This window comes from Mesorhizobium mediterraneum, assembly GCF_002284565.1.
GTDB classification, from domain to species: domain Bacteria; phylum Pseudomonadota; class Alphaproteobacteria; order Rhizobiales; family Rhizobiaceae; genus Mesorhizobium; species Mesorhizobium mediterraneum.
This window is the reverse complement of the sequence record NZ_NPKI01000011.1, coordinates 1-17,552: the sequence shown is the minus strand read 5'-3', so window position 1 is coordinate 17,552 and position 17,552 is coordinate 1. Positions and strand designations below refer to the sequence as shown.

The window sequence follows — 17,552 nt, the reverse complement described above, 5'->3', positions numbered from 1 at the left end:
CCGTAGGCGAAGGCGAAAAGCAGCACCAGGATAACCACTAATCGAGCGGCCATAGGGGATTGTAGCAGGATCCAGCTTAGGTTTGACCCAGCATCAGCTTGCGCTCGGCAGGCTGCCCGTCACTTTCTGCGAAACTTGTCTCGGTTCCGAAGGTCCCAAGCATAATAGTAGGCGGCCATAATGCAGGGCAGCCCGATACCAATCAACAAAAAGAAACCGATCCCACCGATCAGCGGCTCAAACAATTTGCCGATCGCCAAGAGCGCAAACAATCCGATTAAGACCACAACAGGCATCGCGTCTTTTAGCCGACGGGAGACACATCGTCACTCCTCGTCGACGGCTTGAATTTCCGCACGACTCGTAAATGCAACGGGGATAAAGTCCACGGAAAATCCACGGATACTGGTGCCGTGTTGCGCCTTCGTTCGCCTGCTGGTGCCGGAAAGAAGAAATGACCAGGCGAAGCACACTATTGAGAGTCTTCAGGAAAACTGGTGCTGCGAGAGAGGATTGAACTCTCGACCTCTCCCTTACCAAGGGAGTGCTCTACCACTGAGCTACCGCAGCCGCTGATGGCGGGGCTTCTGCCATATCGAACCGGCAAGCGCAAGGCCAAGCGCAAGTCATCTGTGAAAGCCCGCTCCGGCGGGTTTTCCGGACATGGCGGCGCCACAATGTTGGCTATCCCTTGAGAACGGATTGGCGAGATAAAAAGTATTAAAGCGTACTTTGTGCGTCCAGGCGGACGCACGTCGCTTTAAGCGTCAGCCGGGACGGAACCATGAACGACACGATAATTCCACCTGACAAAAGCGGTCCATCGAAAAAGACCGACCGCAAGACCCGGCTCGCGGAGCAGTTGCGCGCCAATCTGCAGAAGCGCAAGGCGCAGTCGCGCTCGCGGCGCACTGGCGACGCCGACAAGCGGCCGGACGGGCTCGATGCCTTAAGGGAAACGCAAAAGGATTGACCTATATCAACAGGCTGGGCCCAAGCCCGAAATCCTGTTTCTTGAACCAAGCCGGCCAATGGTCTAGACCGGCCACAACAGACTCAACCGATTGAAAACCGGCCTTTCGGCCGAGGGGACGTTTCTTCCATGGATCGCATCAGAATTGTCGGCGGCAACAAGCTTGCCGGAAGCATTCCGATCTCGGGCGCGAAAAATGCCGCGCTGCCGCTGATGATCGCCTCGCTTTTGACCGACGACACGCTGACCCTGGAAAACGTGCCGCACCTGGCCGATGTCGAGCAGCTTATCCGCATCCTCGGCAATCATGGCGTCGACTATTCGGTCAACGGCCGCCGCGAAAAGCAGCAAGAAGGCTATTCGCGCACCATCAATTTTTCCGCCCGCAACATTGTCGACACCACGGCACCCTACGAGCTGGTGTCGAAGATGCGCGCGTCTTTCTGGGTGATCGGGCCGCTGCTTGCCCGTATGGGCGAGGCCAAGGTCTCGCTGCCCGGCGGCTGCGCCATCGGCACGCGCCCAGTCGATCTTTTCCTGGAAGGCCTTCAGGTGCTTGGCGCCGATATCGACGTCGACACCGGCTATGTCATCGCCAAGACCAGGAACGGCCGTCTTGTCGGCAACCGCTACGTCTTCCCGAAAGTATCGGTCGGTGCCACCCATGTGCTGATGATGGCGGCTTCGCTGGCCAAAGGCGAGACGGTGCTCGAAAACGCCGCCCGCGAGCCCGAGATCGTCAACCTCGCCGATTGCCTCAACGCCATGGGCGCCAGGATTTCCGGCGCCGGCACCGCGACCATCACCATCGACGGCGTTGAAGCGCTGTCGGGTGCGCGCGTCCGGGTGATACCCGACCGCATCGAGACCGGCACCTATGCGATGGCCGTCGCGATGACCGGCGGCGACGTCGTGCTCGAAGGCGCACGCGCCGACCTGTTGCAGACCGCGCTCGACGTGATTTCCCAGACGGGTGCCGAGATCACGCAGACCAATTCCGGCATCCGCGTCAGGCGCAACGGCGCCGGCATTGCGCCGGTCGACGTGGCGACGGCGCCCTTCCCGGCGTTCCCGACCGATTTGCAGGCGCAGTTCATGGGCCTGATGACCATGGCCAAGGGCAAATCGCGCATCACCGAGACGATCTTCGAGAACCGCTTCATGCACGTGCAGGAGCTTGCCCGGCTCGGCGCCCACATCACGCTTTCCGGCCAGACGGCGATCGTCGACGGCGTCTCGAAGCTGAAGGGCGCCCCGGTCATGGCGACCGACCTCCGCGCCTCGGTGTCGCTGGTCATCGCCGGCCTGGCGGCCGAAGGCGAGACCACGGTCAACCGCGTCTACCATCTCGACCGCGGCTTCGAGCGGCTGGAAGAAAAGCTGTCCGGCTGCGGCGCGGTGATCGAGCGGATTTCCGGCTAGGCGATTTCGCAAGGTTTGCGGCGCGGTTGCGCGGACCGAAAAGACCGCCTAACAGAAGGTTGAATTGTCAACTTTCAGGTGTGAAATCCGCATGGCTCTCAAGCTTGTCGCGCTCGACGATCAGGATCTGAGCATCGTCTCGGCCCATGTCCAGGACGCCGTGCTGAAGGTCGGCGACCTCGAATACATGCCCGCGGCCAAGCGCTTCGTGGTGACCATGAACCGCTTCGTCTGGGAGGCGAAATCGGGCCTGTTCCGTCAGCACAATGAGCGGCGGCAAAGTGTGCTGCATTTCGACCGGGTGCTGGGCGCCAAGACCAGCGGCATTGCCCGCGACAAGCCTGATGAGGTGCTGTCGCTGCTGGCGATCAGCTTTCTCGCCCTCGACAAGCCGGCCGGCATTGTCGAGCTGATCTTTTCAGGCGGTGGCGCGATCATGCTCGATGTCGAGTGCATCGAGGCGCGGCTCGCCGACATCGGTGGTGCCTGGGAAGCGACCTCGCGCCCCTTCCACAGAGCCTGAGCAGCGCAAGATGGCCATCACCCTTCGCCTGTCCGATGCCGATTTCGAGCAGCGTTTTGCCGCGTTCCTTTTGACCAAGCGGGAAGTCTCGGCTGATGTCGATGCCGTGGTGCGCGAGATCATCGCACGAGTGCGCGCCGAGGGCGACGCGGCGCTGGTCGACTACACGCAAAAATTCGGCGGCGGCGACCTGATCAAGCTCGGCATTGCCGTCTCCGAGGATGACATTGCCAAGGCGTACGACGCAGCGGATCCGCAGACGATCGAAGCGCTGAAATTCGCGCGCGAGCGCATCCGCGCCCATCACCAGCGGCAACTGCCGCAGGATGACCGCTATACGGACGCCGCCGGCGTCGAGCTCGGCTCGCGCTGGACGGCGGTCGAAGCGGTCGGGCTCTATGTGCCGGGCGGCACAGCGAGCTACCCGAGCTCGGTGCTGATGAACGCCATCCCAGCCAAGGTCGCCGGCGTCGAGCGCATCGCCATGGTTGTGCCTGCCTCCGGCGGCGGGGTGCCGCCGCTGGTGCTGGTGGCCGCCGACCTCGCCGGCGTCTCCGAAATCTACCGCGTCGGCGGCGCGCAGGCGATCGCGGCGCTGGCCTATGGCACCGAGACGATAAAGCCGGTCGCCAAGATCGTCGGCCCTGGCAATGCCTATGTCGCCGCGGCCAAGCGCCAGGTATTCGGCACGGTCGGCATCGACATGATCGCCGGGCCTTCGGAAGTGCTTGTTGTGGCCGACGGCAGCAACGATCCGGACTGGATCGCCGCCGACCTGCTTGCCCAGGCCGAGCATGACGTGTCGGCGCAGTCGATCCTGATCACCGACGATCCCGCCTTTGGCGCGGCGGTCGAACAGGCGGTCGAGCGCCAGTTGAAAAGCCTGCCGCGCGCCGCGACGGCGGCCGCGAGCTGGCGCGACTTCGGCGCGGTCATCCTCGTTCCCCGAATCGGGGCAGCACTGCCGCTGGTCGACCGCATCGCGGCCGAACATGTCGAGCTTGCGATCGACGAGCCGGAAGCCTTCCTGGCGCGGATGCGCAATGCAGGTGCCGTTTTTCTCGGCCGCCACACGCCGGAAGCCATCGGCGACTATGTCGGCGGCTCCAACCACGTGCTGCCGACGGCGCGCTCGGCGCGCTTCTCATCCGGGCTGTCGGTGCTCGATTTCGTCAAGCGCACCTCGATCCTGAAGCTCGGGCCGGAGCAGTTGCGGGCGCTGGCGCCGGCGGCCATCGCGCTGGCCAAGGCGGAAGGCCTCGACGCGCATGGACGCTCGGTCGCCATACGGCTGAACATGTAGACTGACATGTCCGACTACGATCGAACCCATGCCAGGCTGATCGATGTCGAACTCGACGAGTCGATCGGCCGTTCGACGCCCGATGTCGAGCATGAGCGGGCGGTGGCGATCTTCGATCTGATCGAGGAAAACCGCTTCCAGCCGGTCAATGACGACGGCGCCGGGCCTTACCGGCTAAAACTGTCGCTGGCCGAATCCCGCCTGGTCTTCGCGGTGACGCGCGAGGACGGCGCGGCGGTCGTCACCCACATCCTTTCGCTGACGCCGCTGCGGCGCATCGTCAAGGACTATTACATGATCTGCGAAAGCTACTACGACGCCATCCGCACCTCGACCCCCAGCCAGATCGAGGCGATCGATATGGGCCGGCGCGGTCTGCACAATGAGGGCTCACAGACCTTGATGGACCGGCTGGCTGGCAAGATCGAGATCGATTTCGACACGGCGCGCCGGCTGTTCACGCTGGTATGCGTGCTGCACTGGCGAGGCTGAAACTGCCAGCCCCTCTGCCCCGCTCGATCCTGCCCCGCTCGATCCTGTTTGTCTGCGGCATGAACGCCGTGCGCTCGCCGATGGCCGAACTGCTGGCGCGCCAGGTGCTTCCGGCGACCACTTTCGTGGCGTCGGCCGGGGTGCGCGGCGGCGAACGCGACCCATTCGTCGACGCCGTGCTGGCCGAGGACGGGCTTTCGCTGGGTGAACGGCACCCGAGGACATTGGACGATCTCGAGGACAACTATTTCGACCTGATCGTCACGCTGTCGCCGGAGGCGCATCACACCGCGCTCGAGCTTACCCGATCGCTTGCCGTCGACGTCGAATACTGGCCGATGCCCGACCCGACCGGCGTGGGCGGCACGCGTGAGCAAATCATGGCAGCCTATCGCGAAGTGCGCGAACGGCTGAAGGCGCGGATCGGCGGCCGTTTTCTGGCGCCGGAAGCAAAAAAACCGCGCTGATTAAGCATGTTCACAAGCGCACGATTATCATATAGGTTCCGCCCAAATTCCGGCCGGGGCGCTGGGAATCCCCATCCAAGCAAAGGTATCGAATGCCGAAGGAAGAAGTCCTCGAGTTTCCAGGTGTCGTCACGGAATTGTTGCCCAACGCGATGTTCAGGGTGAAGCTTGAAAACGAACACGAGATCATCGCCCACACGGCCGGCCGCATGCGCAAGAACCGCATCCGCGTGCTGACCGGCGACAAGGTCTTGGTCGAGATGACACCATACGACCTGACCAAGGGCCGTATCACCTACCGTTTCAAGTAAGATCGTCAGAGTTCGGCCGGGATCGCGATGAGCATTTTGCAGAAGCTCGTGCTTGCCTCGGGTTCGCTGCGCCGGATCGAGCTATTGCAGCAGGCCGGCATCGAGCCGGATCGCGTGCTGCCGGCCGGTGTCGACGAGACGCCGCTGCGCGCCGAGCATCCGCGCTCGCTGGCCAAGCGCCTGTCGAAGGAAAAGGCCGAGAAGGCGCTGGCCTCACTGCAGACGGAAGAGGACTATGCGCCCAGCTTCGTGCTGGCCGCCGACACGGTGGTCGCCGTCGGCCGGCGCATCCTGCCCAAGGCCGAAACGTTCGACGACGTCGCCAATTGCCTCGGGCTGCTGTCCGGCCGTTCGCATCGGGTCTATTCCGGCATCTGCCTGATCACGCCGGCCGGCAAGCTGCGCCAGCGGCTGGTCGAGACCAGGGTGCGTTTCAAGCGGCTGCCGCGCGCCGAGATCGACGCCTATGTGGCCTCGGGCGAATGGCGCGGCAAGGCCGGCGGCTATGCCGTCCAGGGACTGGCCGGCGCCTTCGTCGTCAAGCTTGTCGGCTCCTACACCAACGTCGTCGGCCTGCCGCTCTATGAGACGGTGGCGCTTCTGACCGGCGAGGGGTTCAAGGTGCACGCCAACTGGCTATCAGCTCGGCCATGATTTCGAGGCGACCATGAGCTCGGACGACAAGGTCACACCGCTGCGCCCCAAGCGGCCCTGCCCCGAATGCGGCAAGCCGTCGGCGCGCGAGACCTATCCATTCTGCTCGACACGCTGCAAGGACATCGACCTCAACCGCTGGCTCAAGGGCGCCTACGTCATTTCGGCCCGCGACGACGAGGACGAAACGGACGGTGACCCTCCCAAATGAGGCCCGTTCAGAGCAGTCCGCTGGTCCCGACCGTGGCCCATGAATCAGCCTGTCGAACAACTGCTGGTCTCCCGCTCGAAATCAACGCTTAAGCGCTGGACAGGCCGGATTCCCGTGCTATAACCCACGCGCTTTCAAGGGGCGCCTGCGGCGCTTTCAAGAAATCCGGTGTGCAACACTGCCCGCGTGCCGGAACAGGCCCAGATAGCTCAGTTGGTAGAGCAGCGGACTGAAAATCCGCGTGTCGGTGGTTCGAATCCGCCTCTGGGCACCAATTTTTCCCAAATAAATTCAGAAACTTATGAAAAAGCTGTGGTTCGGGATGAACTTCGAGCAGCGTGACTTTGATCTCCGGCTTGCACCGGCTGCAATCGAACTCCAGCTTTAGCGGACCGAACCCGCCGCCATACACCATCGTCAGGTCGGCCGAACGGCAATAGCGGACATTGCCGCAACTGCATTCCGCCTTGATGAGCATATTGTGCCGGGCCTTTCCCAGCGTGTCGATCGGTTCGTGCGCCATAAGGTGGAGGCCGGCGCTCCCTCCGGCAAACCTTGGGGAACCTGGCCGGTCCGAGCACGTTGTGTCCGGTCAGCCCGGGTTACTCATGCAACAACTCCTCCAAGAATTCGGCCATCCGACATACGTCCCGTTTCCGGTTATTGCGGCCAGGCTTCTACTGGCGTCGATCTTCGGTGCTGCGATCGGTTTCGAACGCGAATGGCGAAATCGGCCTGCTGGCCTTCGCACCCATATCCTGATCTGCGTGGCAGCGGCTACTTTCGGTATTCTGACGATTGAAATCGTTCACGCGCCGATGTTTCTGCAGGAATCGGTGAAGGTGGATCCGATTCGTGTTGTCGAAGCGGTTACCGCTGGCGTCGCGTTCCTTGCCGCCGGATCGATTTTGTTTTCGAGAGGCGAGATCCACGGGCTGACGACCGGTGCAGGCATGTGGCTGTCCGGCGCAATTGGCGTGGCGTGCGGGCTCGGTCTGTGGCAGGTGGCGGCCCTCGGCACGCTTTTGGTGCTTGTCGTGGCAGGCCTTCTTTATAGTTTGGCAGCCAAGTCCGGGATTGGCGAGAGCACCGAACAAGGAAAGCCCATGTCGGAAGAAGATAAGTCCAAGCGGCGCAAAGGCTGAGGGCAACGCCCCGCGTGCAAAGGACGAACCGCGGCGTGCGTGACGGATCCCAAGCTGGCCCCTGGCGCGTCATATCCCTCGCTGCCTGGAGAAATTTGACCCCGGAGGTGGTTCGATTCCACCTCAGGGCACCATTTTCCAACACAGCCGGCCTCGCCCGACGAAACATCTTTGCTCGCTTTGGGCCGATGACGGATTTGATTTGCTTGGTGATCCCCTATCCTTAGGGCAAACTACCTCTGGGCTCTAGGAGGAGAAATGAGAGCACGCGCAGCAACGGTTGGAGATCTGGAAGCTCTTTTCCGTGATCTGTCCAAGCGGATATCGGACGAGTACGCCGCGGCCGGCAAGGACAGCAAGATCGCGTACGACAATCTGATGATGAATTTGAAAGAGGGCCGTGCTCATGCGCTTGTCCAGGGTGAAAAGACCGTGGCGATCATCGCGTGGCACGAGCATAGCGACGCCGCCGATACGCTATTCGCCGCACAGGAGGATTTCTTCAGCGCCGCAACGGTTCGCTTCTGTAAGCGGCACATTCGCCATATCCAGGCGCTCGCCGGTAACCTCCCCATTCACTCGCGCAGCTGGCTCCAGAGACCGGATGTCGCAAAATGGTTTCGAATAATCGGCTATGTCGAGCGAGGCCAGGAGAATGGCGCCAACCTGTTCGAACTACCGCCGGCTCGCGCCGAATAACAAACGCTACCTTGGAGATCCGGTGGCGACGCGCTCACAGCGGCGCGCGGATGGTTGAATCCAACTGAAGTGTGATTTTGCAATTCGCAGCTGTTGCCTTAGCCGAAAAGGCCCGCCGCTCCATTTGCGAAGCGGCGAGGCCCCATACTCGGGGACGATGCCGGGGTGCTACCCGGCATTGCCTGCGGTGCAATTCAGGTGCCAGACGTGTTGACCCATAATGGGTCAACGCATTCGGGAAGCGCGAACGACCTTCCGCGATCACACCACTGCCATTGCTCGCCACGCCTGCTATATTTCCTTGCGGTGGACCTGATTTCCGCCTGGCCGGCGCCCATCAGGCAATCTACCCCAACGCCCCCCCAAGTGGCGCCGGCCAATCTTCTCGACCGACATCTCTAGCAAACCCCGCGAAGCTTACCCGCGCCAGGTCCGATGGTCACCTCAAGCTGACTGGATCTGTGATCGGCAGAGGCGCCCTCGGCGCCGCATTGGCGCGCCTGAGCACTTGTGTTCAGGGATGATGCACCGCGAACGCCGCCTGAACGGCACGGTTGACCGTGACCGGCAGGATGGACATGTGGTTTTCGCCGGCATGCAGTTCGAAACCGGCGCTCAGGCCAGGGATCGTGCCGAGACGCTCCGCCATCTGCCGCGCGAATTCGTCGGTGCGCGTCAGTTTCTTGTGCTCCAGGCGCTTTGCTTCGTCCGCAGCACCGATCTGGAACGGCGCCAGCTTTTCCGTCTCGTATTCGCCGGCCGACAGGATCACCTGCATCCTCAAGCCATCCGGCACGGCGGCTTCGAACGTCTGCAGAAAGCGGTCGATGAGGCGATCCTCCCAATAGATGGCCGGGCTGGCAGCAATCCAGGTCTGGAAGGCGAGCGGGCGAGTGAACAGGGCATAGAGCGCGAACAGCCCACCAAAGGAGTGGCCGTAAAGCGCCTGCCGGTCGCTGTCGATCCTGGCGCGGCTCGCCACCCATGGCTTCAATTCGTCCTCTATGAAGGCAAGGAACTCTTCCGCCCCGCCGGTCCTGACCTCTGGGCCGCCATCATGGAATGGCGGGTAGGTCTTGCCCGGCGGCGGACCGAGATCCCATGAGCGCCTGAGCGGGTCGTAGGCGCCTGCCACGGGATAGCCGATGGCGACGATCACGCCGTCCTCGACATTGGTGCCGAGCGGGTAACCCGCCTGGGCGCGCATGGCGTCGACGGCGGTGCCGATCACGGCGTTGCCGTCGGTCATGTAGAGAACCGGCCAGCCGGTCGGCGGTTCTGGCTTTGCCGGCACGTGCAGGAATATCCGGTAGGGATCGCCGCCATGCGCGGGAGCCAGATCGTGGACTGTGGTGTCGGCGATCAATGCGGGTGTCGAAATCAGTCGTTCGGACATGGGTGCCTCTTGCATCGGGATCAGCGGCGGCGCAGCAACCACATCAGCATCGGGCCGCCGATCAGCGTGGCGACGAGCCCGGCCGGAACCTGGCGCGGGAAGATGACGGTGCGGCCGATCCAGTCGGCGGCGACCATGATCAAAGCCCCGACCAGCACCGCGCCGGCGGCTTGCGGCAGCGCACGGGCGAGCCCAAGGCGGCGGGTGAGATGCGGCGCCATCAGGCCGATGAAGGTCAGCGGGCCGACGATCAGCGTCGATGCGGCGGTGAGAGCAGCAACCATCAGCAGCACGAGAAGCCGGGTCTTGGGCACATCGACGCCAAGCGACTGGACGGCGGAGGACCCAAGCGGCAGCATATCCAGCCAGCGCAGGAAAAGCGGCGCGAGCAGCAACAGGCAAAAAGCGATGGCGCCGGTCAGAAGCGCGGCACCGGCATCGACGCCATAGGTCGAGCCGGTGAGCCAGTTGAGGAGCTTCACGGCGCGCGGATCGCCTGTGGCGGTCAGCACCAAGATCAGCGCGTCGAACAGCGCCGTCAAGGCCACGCCGGCGAGCAGAAGGCGCTCCGGCGCATAGGCGGCGCGTCGCCCCATCGCCAGCGTCACCAGCAGAGCGGCAAATGCGCCTACGGTCGCCGCCGCGGTCTGGGCCGGGCGGCCCGCATCGTCGAGCGAAAACAGCGCCACCATCATGCCGAGCGCCGCACCGGCGCTGATGCCGAGCACCTCGGGACTGGCCATCGGATTGCCGGTCAGCCGCTGCATCATCAGCCCGGCAAGCGCCAGCATAGCGCCGGCTGCCAGCGCGGCGGACACGCGGGGCCAGCGCCACGACAACAAGGGCTGCAACTGGTCGCCGAAGGCGAACGTCCAACCGTCCGGCCCCGGTCCATAGAGCAAGGCCAGCCCAAGCAACAGAAGCAGGGACAGGCCAATCGTCGCCAGCACTAGGCCGGGCCGGCCTGTTCTGGGCAGGCGCTCCTCGGTGAGCGCCGGAATCTCCAGGCCAAGCGCCAGGCGTGGCAGCAGCCACAGCAGCAGCGGTGCGCCGAGAAGGGCTGTGATCGCGCCGGTCGGCAGCAGGTCGCCCTGCGCCCTGGTCGCCAATTGCACCGCCTGGTCGGCGGCCCACAGAAGCGCTGCACCTATGAGCGGCGCCATGACCAGCCGCTGGCTAAGCCGGCGCGCACCGCCGATGCGGGCAAGGGACGCCGCCGCCAGGCCGACGAAGCCGACCACGCCGACGGCAGCGACGACGAAAGCGATGAGCGCGACGGAAGCAGCCAGCCCGGCGAAACGATACACGCCAAGCGGAACGCCGAGGCTGCGCGCGCCTTCATCGTCGAGGCCAAGCAGGGTGAGCGGCCGCACCATGAGGCCGATCACCAAAGCCGCAGCGCCGATGCGCGGCAACAGCCAAAGCGTCGTCGTCCAGTCCTGCTGGCCGAGCGACCCGGCGCCCCAGATGAACAGGCTGGTCAGCCATTCGTGCCGGAGCACGATGAGGGCTGCTCCAACCGCGCCGGCATAGAGGCTGACGACCAGCCCTGCCAACACGACGGAAAGCGGCGACAGGCCCTTATGCCAGGACAGGGCGAAGACGGCCGATATGGCGACAAAAGCGCCGGCAAGCGCCACCCATTCGCGGCCGTAGGCAAGCAGGGAGGGTGCCAGAAGCGTCGCCAATGCCAGAGCCAGATAGGCGCCGGCCGAGACGCCGACGGTTTCCGGCGAGGCCAGCGGGTTGCGCAAGACCTGCTGCAGAACGGTTCCGGCAAGGCCAAGGGCGGCACCGCACAAAAGGCTGACCGTAAGCCTGGGCAGGAAGGCATAGTGAACGAGAACCTGCCGCATGTCGTCGATATCAGGGGCGGTGAGCGATTGCAGCCAAAGTGCCGAAGGCAGCTGCACGGTGAGATTGGAGGCAGTTGCCGCCGCCGCTGCCGCTGACAGCACCGCACAGAGCAGGATCGCGGCCGCCGGCTGTTTGCCCAACATGCGGCGCGACCCTCTCCGGCCAGTCAGGCTGCCGTCTTCCGCCAAGGCTGTTGCGTCCTCAGCCACGGGCAGCTTCCCCAGTCATCGCCTTGGCCAGGACGCGGGCAAAACGGGTGGCGGACGGCAGCGCGCCGAACATCAGGACGGCGGGAAGACGTATGATCGAGCGGTTGCGCACGAAGGGCATCGCATTCCAGACCGGGCTTTCGGTCAGCGTGCCGCCGGCGCCCTCGGGCAAGGGTTCGAGATAGGCAAGGCGCGCGTCGCTCGACGTCGCCAAGCCGTCGATGCCGACGGTCGAAAACCCCCAATAATTGGTCTCGCCCGCCCAGGCATTGCGCAGTCCGATACGGTCGAACACCTCTTGAAACAGGCTTTTCCTGCCGTAGACGCGCACATTGCGCGGATCCAAGAAGCTGACGATATAGATCGGCCGCGCCGAAAGCGGCGCCAGCTCCCGGCGAACTTCTGAAAAATAGGCGTCCGTCGCTGTGATCAGCGCTTCGCCTTCCGTTTCCTTGCCGACAAGCTTGGCCAGCTGGCGGGTTGCCTCTATGGCGCGCTGATAGGGCTGTCCCGCTTCGGTATAGAGCCCGATCGTCGTTACCGGCGCCACGCGTTCGAGCAGCGGCTTGATGCCGTCGAGATACGGCATGGACAGGATGATGTCCGGGGCAAGCTGCTGCAGTAGTTCGAGATTAGGTTCCAGCAACGTGCCGACATCGGCGATCTCCGGCGGCAGCGGCGGTTCGACCACCCAGTTCTCCCAGACATCGCGACCGGCAATGGCCACCGGGTTGACGCCGAGCGTGAGCAAGGTCTCGGCCAGCCCGTCATCCAGGCAGACGATGCGCAGCGGCTTCGCCTCGACCGTCGAGGGCACAATGCCGGCGAAGGGCAGCGCGAAAAGTCCGAGCGCCGCGCGCCGGGTCATTCGGTTGCGAGAGCGGATGGCCGTCTGGATGTGACGCTCAGGCACGGTCCCTGGTCTCTCCTCAATCGAGGTGTGGGCATTTCCGGAATTTGGCTGCCGGCGGTCGATACCGGTTGACTATGAAACATGATTTTAATAGTCAACATTGAAGATGACTAAAAGAGTCAACATTTATTGGCCGGCCGAATCGATGCCGCGCTTCGCAGACAGTGAGGGTGATCGAGATGAGGTTGAGCGCATATCGTGCGGCAGGTCGGCGAAACGGCATTCCAAGCCAAGGCTCCCTGATCGCTGCGACATGCCTCTTGACCCTGCTCTGCACCCAGGCCTTCGCGCAGGAAAATACGGTCGAGCTCAACCCTATCAATATCGAGGGACAGACCGACAGCCCGATCGGCCCGGATGACGGCTATATCGCCAAGAACACCACCACCGGCTCGAAGACCGACACGCCGCTGAGGGAAATTCTGCAGTCGGTGTCGGTGGTGACCCGCAAGCAACTCGACGACCGCCAGCCCGGGCAGCTTGAGGACGCGCTATCCTATCTTGCCGGCGTCACCACCTCGCCTTGGGGCGTCGACAACCGCTTCGACCAGTGCCTGATCCGCGGTTTCGACCTCTGCACCTCGGCGATCTACCGCGACGGGCTGCCGCAGAAGGTGATCGACTTCTCCGGCTTCAAGATCGAGCCCTACGGGCTGGAGCGTGTCGAGGTGCTGAAGGGACCGTCCTCGGTGCTCTATGGCGAGAACGAAGCCGGCGGCATGGTCAACGCCATCAGCAAGCGACCGACGGACACGCCGATCTATGACGGCTTCCTCAGCTATGGCAGCTTCGACACGGTCGAGGCCGGGCTCGACATCGGCGGGCCGGTCGACGACGCCGGCGTGTGGTCCTACCGGCTGACCGGGCTGGTGCGCAACGGCGCGATCGAAACCGACTATTCGCGCAACGACCGCATCTTCGTCGCACCGGCGCTGACATGGCAGCCGGACGCGCAGACCTCGCTCACCATCCTCGCCAACTACCAGTGGGACAGGCTGGCGCCCGGTCAGTTCCTTCCCGTGGGCTATGGCCTGCCGCGGAGCTTCTTCACCGGCTCGCCTGACTTCGACCGCTTCGACGCCAACCACGGCTCGATCGGCTACCAGTTCAGTCACGAGTTCGACGACCATTGGACGGTGCGGCAGAACCTGCGCTACTCCCAGCAGGATACCGACTACCGGCAGCTCTATTTTGGAGACTGGCTCGGCGGCCCGGCGATGATCGACGACCACACGATGGCGCGCACCCTGTTCACGGTGGACGAGACGGCACGGCTGTTCAGCGTCGACAACCAGGCCGAATACAAGGCTGACTTCGGGCTGGTCGAAAACAAGCTGCTGTTCGGTCTCGATTACAACAGGCAGTCCGTCGATGGTATAAACCACTATGGGCAAGGGCCAGTCCTCGACATCCTGAACCCGGATTACTCGATCCCGATCACGCCACCCGCCGGCATCCTTGTGGATCGCGTGGAGACGATCGGCCAGGTCGGCCTCTATGCGCAGAACCAGTCCAGGATCGCCGACCACTGGGTGCTGACTTTCGGCGGCCGACAGGCCTGGATAGACCACACCAATGAGGACCGCAGCGGCAACGGGGGCAGCTACGACCAGAACGACCATGCCTTCACCGGCAATGCCGGCGTCGGTTATCTTTTCGACAATGGCCTGACGCCCTATGCCAGTTATGCCGAATCCTTCACAACCAATATCGGCCAGTCCCAGTCCGGAGACGCGTTCCAGCCTTCGTTGGGAAAGCAATACGAAGTCGGCGTGAAGTACGAACCGAGCTTCTTCCCTGGTTTCATCACTGCTTCGCTGTTCGACCTGCGCAAGACCAATGTTGTGACCTCTATCGGTCAGTTTCAAGTTCAAACCGGAGAAGTCCGGCATCGCGGCCTCGAGATCGAGGCCAATGCCGACCTCGCGTCCGGCCTGAGCATGACTGCGGCCTACACCTATCTCGACGCCGAGATAACCAAGGATGCCCCCGCCGTCGTCGGCAACCGCCCGTCGCTGGTGCCTGAACATCAGGCGTCGCTGTGGGCCAATTACGAGGTCGGCAACGGTATGCTTGAGGGCTTGAGCGTCGGCGCCGGCGTGCGTTACATCGGCGCAAGCTTCGGCGACAACGCGAACGCAACCAACGTGCCCGGCCACACGCTGGTCGATGCGGCACTGCGCTACCAGAAGAACGGCTGGCAGGCCGCGATCAATGTCTCCAACCTGTTCGACAAGACCTACTACTCGACTTGCTATAGGGCCGGCAGCAATGAAGACCTCAGCTGCATCTATGGCGAAGGCCGCGTCATCAAGGGCAGCCTCAGCATGAGGTTCTAGGGGCAGCGGCGGCGGCCTCCAGCATCATTTTTCCTCCATGAACGCATTGCATGCTGAAACGGCTCCGACCTGCGATTCCAGCCGGGCAGATCGCCTGGAACGGCAGGACGACCCGACATAAATCCAAAAAACCGGTAGCAAGCCGCCGCCAGAAAGTGTTGAAGACCGTGCCGATCGTATTCCACGCGGCGCGATCCAGTTGCGCTCGGCAAGGCTTGATGATTTGTTGCCGCTTCAAGGAGAATGAATGATGCGCGAGCCTGTCGGTCAAGACGAATATGGGTCGGCCAACCCCTTCGACCCGGACGACCTGTCGACGTTGAACGCAATGGGTCCGGGTGTGGCCAGCAACGATTTCGAGAAATACGCGGTCGCCGTGATCATCGTGTTCGGCGCCCTTATCATCGGTGGGCTGATGGCCGCATCCCTGGCCTTGGGGCACCGCAACGGCTTCCTGTACGCGCTTGGCGGCGCCACCGCGGCGTGGATATCCGGAAATGCGCTTCTGCTCGATCGGCCGCGTATCTATGCCTTGTTCGTCGGCGTGGCGGCGGTGATGCTGATTGCGTCCACCGTCACCTTGGTCATCTGACGGGTCTGCCGATATTCAGGTGATGCCGGCCTGACCTGAATCTCAACAGACCCCGGGGCGCACGAAACCTAATATCCGATTGCCTCGCCGGATGCGGCGCGGCTATCGATAGCGCCATTGTAGCGGGCGCCGCCGCCCTTTTCGATCTCGGCTAGGCTCTTGCCGCCGACCAGGATGCCGGCCGCCTGGCCCCAGGTCGCCTCGGTGACATCGAGGTGGTAGCCCATGCCGGCAAGCATTTTTTCGGTGTCCGGCGACAGGCCAAACGGCTCGATGTAGACCGTGTCGGGCAGCCACTGGTGGTGGATGCGCGGCGCGTCGATCGCCTCCTGGATGTTCATGCCATGATCGACGACATTGACGATCGCTTCTAGCGTGATGGTGATGATGCGCGAGCCGCCGGGGCTGCCGATGACCATGAACGGCTTGCCGTCTTTGGCGACGATGGTCGGGCTCATCGACGACAACGGCGTCTTTCTCGGCTCGATCGCATTCGCCTCACCCTGGACGAGGCCGTAGAGGTTGGGCACGCCCGGTTTCTGGGTAAAGTCGTCCATCTCGTTGTTGAGCAGGATGCCGGTGCCGTCGGCGACAACGGCGGCGCCGAACGAGCCGTTCAGCGTATAGGTCACCGCGACGGCGTTGCCGTCATTGTCGACGATCGAATAATGCGTCGTTTCCTGGCTCTCGCCAAAACCCTCCGGCATCAATTCCTGCGACACGCCAGCCCGGAACGGATCGATCTTTTCGCGGATTTCTTTCGCATAGTTCTTGTCGAGCAGCTTTTCGACCGGATTGTCGACGAAGTCGGGGTCGCCGAGCGCCGAGTTGCGATCGACATAGGCATAGCGCATCGCCTCGACCATGACTTTGACGGTTTCGGCGGAACCGGCGCCGAGATAGGACAGCGGGTAACCTTCCAGCACGTTGAGGATCTCGCAGATGATGACGCCGCCCGAGCTCGGCGGCGGCGAGGAGGTGATCTCGTAGCCACGGTAGTTGCAGGTCACCGGCTCGAGCTCGCGGACCGCGTAGGTTTCGAAATCCGCCTTGGCCAGAATGCCGCCCTTCTCCGCGCTCGCCCTAACGATGCCGTCGGCGATCGGTCCTTTGTAGAAGGCATCGCGACCTTGCTCCGAAATGGCTGAAAGCGACGCGGCGAGGTCGGCCTGAACAAGGCGCTCGCCGATGGCATACGGCTTGCCGTCCGGCTTCAGGAAGATGGCAGCGGCCGCTGGGTCCTTGGCCAGCCGCTCGGCGCCGCCTTCGAGCGAGGCGACATCGCCCTGCTCTAGCACGAAGCCGTCCTTGGCATAGCCGATCGCCGGCGCCATCAGGTCCTGCCGCGTCAGCGTGCCGTACTTCTCCCGTGCCATCTCGAAGCCGGCCACCGAGCCCGGCACGCCGACCGCGAGATAGCCGTCCAGGCTGGCGCCCTTCACCGGCTTGCCATCATTGTCGAGATACATGGTCTTCGTCGAGGCGAGCGGCGCACGCTCGCGGAAATCGAGGAACGTCGAGCGGCCGTCCTTGAAGCGGACGGTCATGAAGCCGCCGCCGCCGATATTGCCGGCGTTCGGGTAGACCACGGCCAGTGCGTAGCCGACGGCGACCGCCGCATCGACGGCGTTGCCGCCTTTCTTCAGCACCTCGACGCCGACTTCCGACGCAAGATGCTGGGCGGTCACCACCATGCCATGCTCGCCCTTCGCCGGCTGTGGCGAGGCGGCGAATGCGGCCACCAGCGGCGCAAAGGTCAAGGTGAGGGAAAGACTGACGGCGATCAACGTTCGGCGGGTGTGGTGCATGGCCGTTCTCCGAGGGGCGTTGGATGTGCCTAGAAGACCCTGTCGGAGGGGTTGAGTCTACTGCCAATGGTAGAAAGATTCCGGAGGCCTTCGCGCGCTTTGCCGGTCCGCTTCGTAAAGCGCCGTTGCGCTCTTCGGCTGATGTTACCGCATGGATCCTAGGTGTTTGATCCCGGACTTTAATGGCGCATCATTGCCGTCCGAATCAAAGGATGCGCTATGGGACAGGTTCTACACC

The 17,552-nt window shown here is 63.3% G+C and carries 17 protein-coding genes and 2 tRNA genes; 14 read left to right on the top strand and 5 right to left on the bottom strand.

All coding sequences use genetic code 11. The features are described 5' to 3' along the window. Positions 1-495: 495 nt before the first annotated feature. Positions 496-570: transfer RNA gene (locus CIT25_RS05245), tRNA-Thr, on the bottom strand. A 214-nt stretch (positions 571-784) separates the two neighbouring features. On the opposite strand from CIT25_RS05245, the gene CIT25_RS05240 reads away from it, so the two are divergent. The 12 genes from CIT25_RS05240 to CIT25_RS05185 all read left to right on the top strand — a co-directional run bounded on the left by CIT25_RS05240 (position 785) and on the right by CIT25_RS05185 (position 8,200). Next, positions 785-973, top strand: a complete 189-nt coding sequence (locus tag CIT25_RS05240) for a hypothetical protein (RefSeq protein ID WP_095483509.1) — start codon at positions 785-787, stop codon at positions 971-973. A 129-nt stretch (positions 974-1,102) separates the two neighbouring features. Then, positions 1,103-2,395 carry a UDP-N-acetylglucosamine 1-carboxyvinyltransferase gene (murA, locus tag CIT25_RS05235; protein WP_095483508.1) on the top strand — a complete coding sequence of 431 codons (1,293 nt, stop codon included), beginning with the start codon at positions 1,103-1,105 and terminating at the stop codon, positions 2,393-2,395. A 91-nt stretch (positions 2,396-2,486) separates the two neighbouring features. Next, positions 2,487-2,918: a DUF2948 family protein gene (locus CIT25_RS05230; RefSeq protein WP_095483507.1), complete on the top strand. Its 432-nt coding sequence runs from the start codon at positions 2,487-2,489 to the stop codon at positions 2,916-2,918. 10 nt (positions 2,919-2,928) lie between these two features. After that, positions 2,929-4,221 carry a histidinol dehydrogenase gene (gene hisD / locus CIT25_RS05225; protein WP_095483506.1) on the top strand — a complete coding sequence of 431 codons (1,293 nt, stop codon included), beginning with the start codon at positions 2,929-2,931 and terminating at the stop codon, positions 4,219-4,221. Between the two features lie 6 nt (positions 4,222-4,227). Beyond that, positions 4,228-4,713 carry a UPF0262 family protein gene (locus tag CIT25_RS05220; RefSeq protein ID WP_095483505.1) on the top strand — a complete coding sequence of 162 codons (486 nt, stop codon included), beginning with the start codon at positions 4,228-4,230 and terminating at the stop codon, positions 4,711-4,713. Further along, positions 4,689-5,180, top strand: a complete 492-nt coding sequence (locus CIT25_RS05215; protein ID WP_095483504.1) for an arsenate-mycothiol transferase ArsC — start codon at positions 4,689-4,691, stop codon at positions 5,178-5,180. Before CIT25_RS05220 ends, CIT25_RS05215 begins: the two co-directional genes overlap by 25 nt. 92 nt (positions 5,181-5,272) lie before the next feature. Next, positions 5,273-5,491, top strand: a complete 219-nt coding sequence (infA, locus tag CIT25_RS05210) for a translation initiation factor IF-1 (protein ID WP_006200926.1) — start codon at positions 5,273-5,275, stop codon at positions 5,489-5,491. Positions 5,492-5,518: 27 nt separating this feature from the next. Then, entirely contained in the window at positions 5,519-6,145 is a 627-nt protein-coding gene (locus CIT25_RS05205; RefSeq protein ID WP_095483503.1) for a Maf-like protein, read from the top strand. Between the two features lie 13 nt (positions 6,146-6,158). Beyond that, entirely contained in the window at positions 6,159-6,356 is a 198-nt protein-coding gene (gene yacG / locus CIT25_RS05200) for a DNA gyrase inhibitor YacG (RefSeq protein WP_095483502.1), read from the top strand. 198 nt (positions 6,357-6,554) lie between these two features. Continuing rightward, positions 6,555-6,630 (top strand) — tRNA-Phe (locus tag CIT25_RS05195). Positions 6,631-6,964: 334 nt separating this feature from the next. Next, a complete protein-coding gene (locus CIT25_RS05190) occupies positions 6,965-7,501 on the top strand; it encodes an MgtC/SapB family protein (protein ID WP_095483501.1) in 537 nt (178 codons plus the stop codon). A 258-nt stretch (positions 7,502-7,759) separates the two neighbouring features. After that, the gene (locus CIT25_RS05185) at positions 7,760-8,200 is read left to right on the top strand and encodes a hypothetical protein (RefSeq protein WP_095483500.1); all 441 of its coding nucleotides are present in this window, start codon (positions 7,760-7,762) and stop codon (positions 8,198-8,200) included. A gap of 514 nt (positions 8,201-8,714) precedes the next feature. Here CIT25_RS05185 and CIT25_RS05180 read toward each other — a convergent pair. The 3 genes from CIT25_RS05180 to CIT25_RS05170 are packed head-to-tail and all read right to left on the bottom strand — an operon-like array spanning position 8,715 to position 12,575. After that, complete coding sequence (locus CIT25_RS05180) at positions 8,715-9,596, bottom strand: alpha/beta hydrolase (protein WP_095483976.1); 882 nt, start codon at positions 9,594-9,596, stop codon at positions 8,715-8,717. Positions 9,597-9,616: 20 nt separating this feature from the next. Then, on the bottom strand, positions 9,617-11,662 hold the full coding sequence (fhuB, locus tag CIT25_RS05175; RefSeq protein WP_095483499.1) for a Fe(3+)-hydroxamate ABC transporter permease FhuB: 2,046 nt from the start codon (positions 11,660-11,662) through the stop codon (positions 9,617-9,619). After that, a complete protein-coding gene (locus CIT25_RS05170; protein WP_245329766.1) occupies positions 11,655-12,575 on the bottom strand; it encodes an ABC transporter substrate-binding protein in 921 nt (306 codons plus the stop codon). The genes fhuB and CIT25_RS05170 overlap by 8 nt, the downstream gene beginning before the upstream one ends. Before the next feature lie 260 nt (positions 12,576-12,835). Here CIT25_RS05170 and CIT25_RS05165 point away from each other — a divergent pair, with 260 nt between their 5' ends. Then, positions 12,836-14,914: a TonB-dependent siderophore receptor gene (locus CIT25_RS05165; protein WP_158302516.1), complete on the top strand. Its 2,079-nt coding sequence runs from the start codon at positions 12,836-12,838 to the stop codon at positions 14,912-14,914. A 247-nt stretch (positions 14,915-15,161) separates the two neighbouring features. After that, positions 15,162-15,506: a hypothetical protein gene (locus tag CIT25_RS05160; protein WP_164547040.1), complete on the top strand. Its 345-nt coding sequence runs from the start codon at positions 15,162-15,164 to the stop codon at positions 15,504-15,506. 68 nt (positions 15,507-15,574) lie between these two features. Here CIT25_RS05160 and ggt read toward each other — a convergent pair whose 3' ends face one another. Beyond that, entirely contained in the window at positions 15,575-17,314 is a 1,740-nt protein-coding gene (gene ggt, locus CIT25_RS05155; RefSeq protein WP_095483496.1) for a gamma-glutamyltransferase, read from the bottom strand. Between the last annotated feature and the right edge of the window lie 238 nt (positions 17,315-17,552).

What these genes read in the sequence shown, in the direction of transcription:
- CIT25_RS05240 (WP_095483509.1), top strand. Translation starts at nt 785, where the DNA reads ATGAACGACACGATAATTCCACCTGACAAAAGCGGTCCATCGAAAAAG.
- murA (WP_095483508.1), top strand. Translation starts at nt 1,103, where the DNA reads ATGGATCGCATCAGAATTGTCGGCGGCAACAAGCTTGCCGGAAGCATT.
- CIT25_RS05230 (WP_095483507.1), top strand. Translation starts at nt 2,487, where the DNA reads ATGGCTCTCAAGCTTGTCGCGCTCGACGATCAGGATCTGAGCATCGTC.
- hisD (WP_095483506.1), top strand. Translation starts at nt 2,929, where the DNA reads ATGGCCATCACCCTTCGCCTGTCCGATGCCGATTTCGAGCAGCGTTTT.
- CIT25_RS05220 (WP_095483505.1), top strand. Translation starts at nt 4,228, where the DNA reads ATGTCCGACTACGATCGAACCCATGCCAGGCTGATCGATGTCGAACTC.
- CIT25_RS05215 (WP_095483504.1), top strand. Translation starts at nt 4,689, where the DNA reads ATGCGTGCTGCACTGGCGAGGCTGAAACTGCCAGCCCCTCTGCCCCGC.
- infA (WP_006200926.1), top strand. Translation starts at nt 5,273, where the DNA reads ATGCCGAAGGAAGAAGTCCTCGAGTTTCCAGGTGTCGTCACGGAATTG.
- CIT25_RS05205 (WP_095483503.1), top strand. Translation starts at nt 5,519, where the DNA reads ATGAGCATTTTGCAGAAGCTCGTGCTTGCCTCGGGTTCGCTGCGCCGG.
- yacG (WP_095483502.1), top strand. Translation starts at nt 6,159, where the DNA reads ATGAGCTCGGACGACAAGGTCACACCGCTGCGCCCCAAGCGGCCCTGC.
- CIT25_RS05190 (WP_095483501.1), top strand. Translation starts at nt 6,965, where the DNA reads ATGCAACAACTCCTCCAAGAATTCGGCCATCCGACATACGTCCCGTTT.
- CIT25_RS05185 (WP_095483500.1), top strand. Translation starts at nt 7,760, where the DNA reads ATGAGAGCACGCGCAGCAACGGTTGGAGATCTGGAAGCTCTTTTCCGT.
- CIT25_RS05180 (WP_095483976.1), bottom strand. Translation starts at nt 9,596, where the DNA reads ATGTCCGAACGACTGATTTCGACACCCGCATTGATCGCCGACACCACA.
- CIT25_RS05160 (WP_164547040.1), top strand. Translation starts at nt 15,162, where the DNA reads ATGATGCGCGAGCCTGTCGGTCAAGACGAATATGGGTCGGCCAACCCC.
- ggt (WP_095483496.1), bottom strand. Translation starts at nt 17,314, where the DNA reads ATGCACCACACCCGCCGAACGTTGATCGCCGTCAGTCTTTCCCTCACC.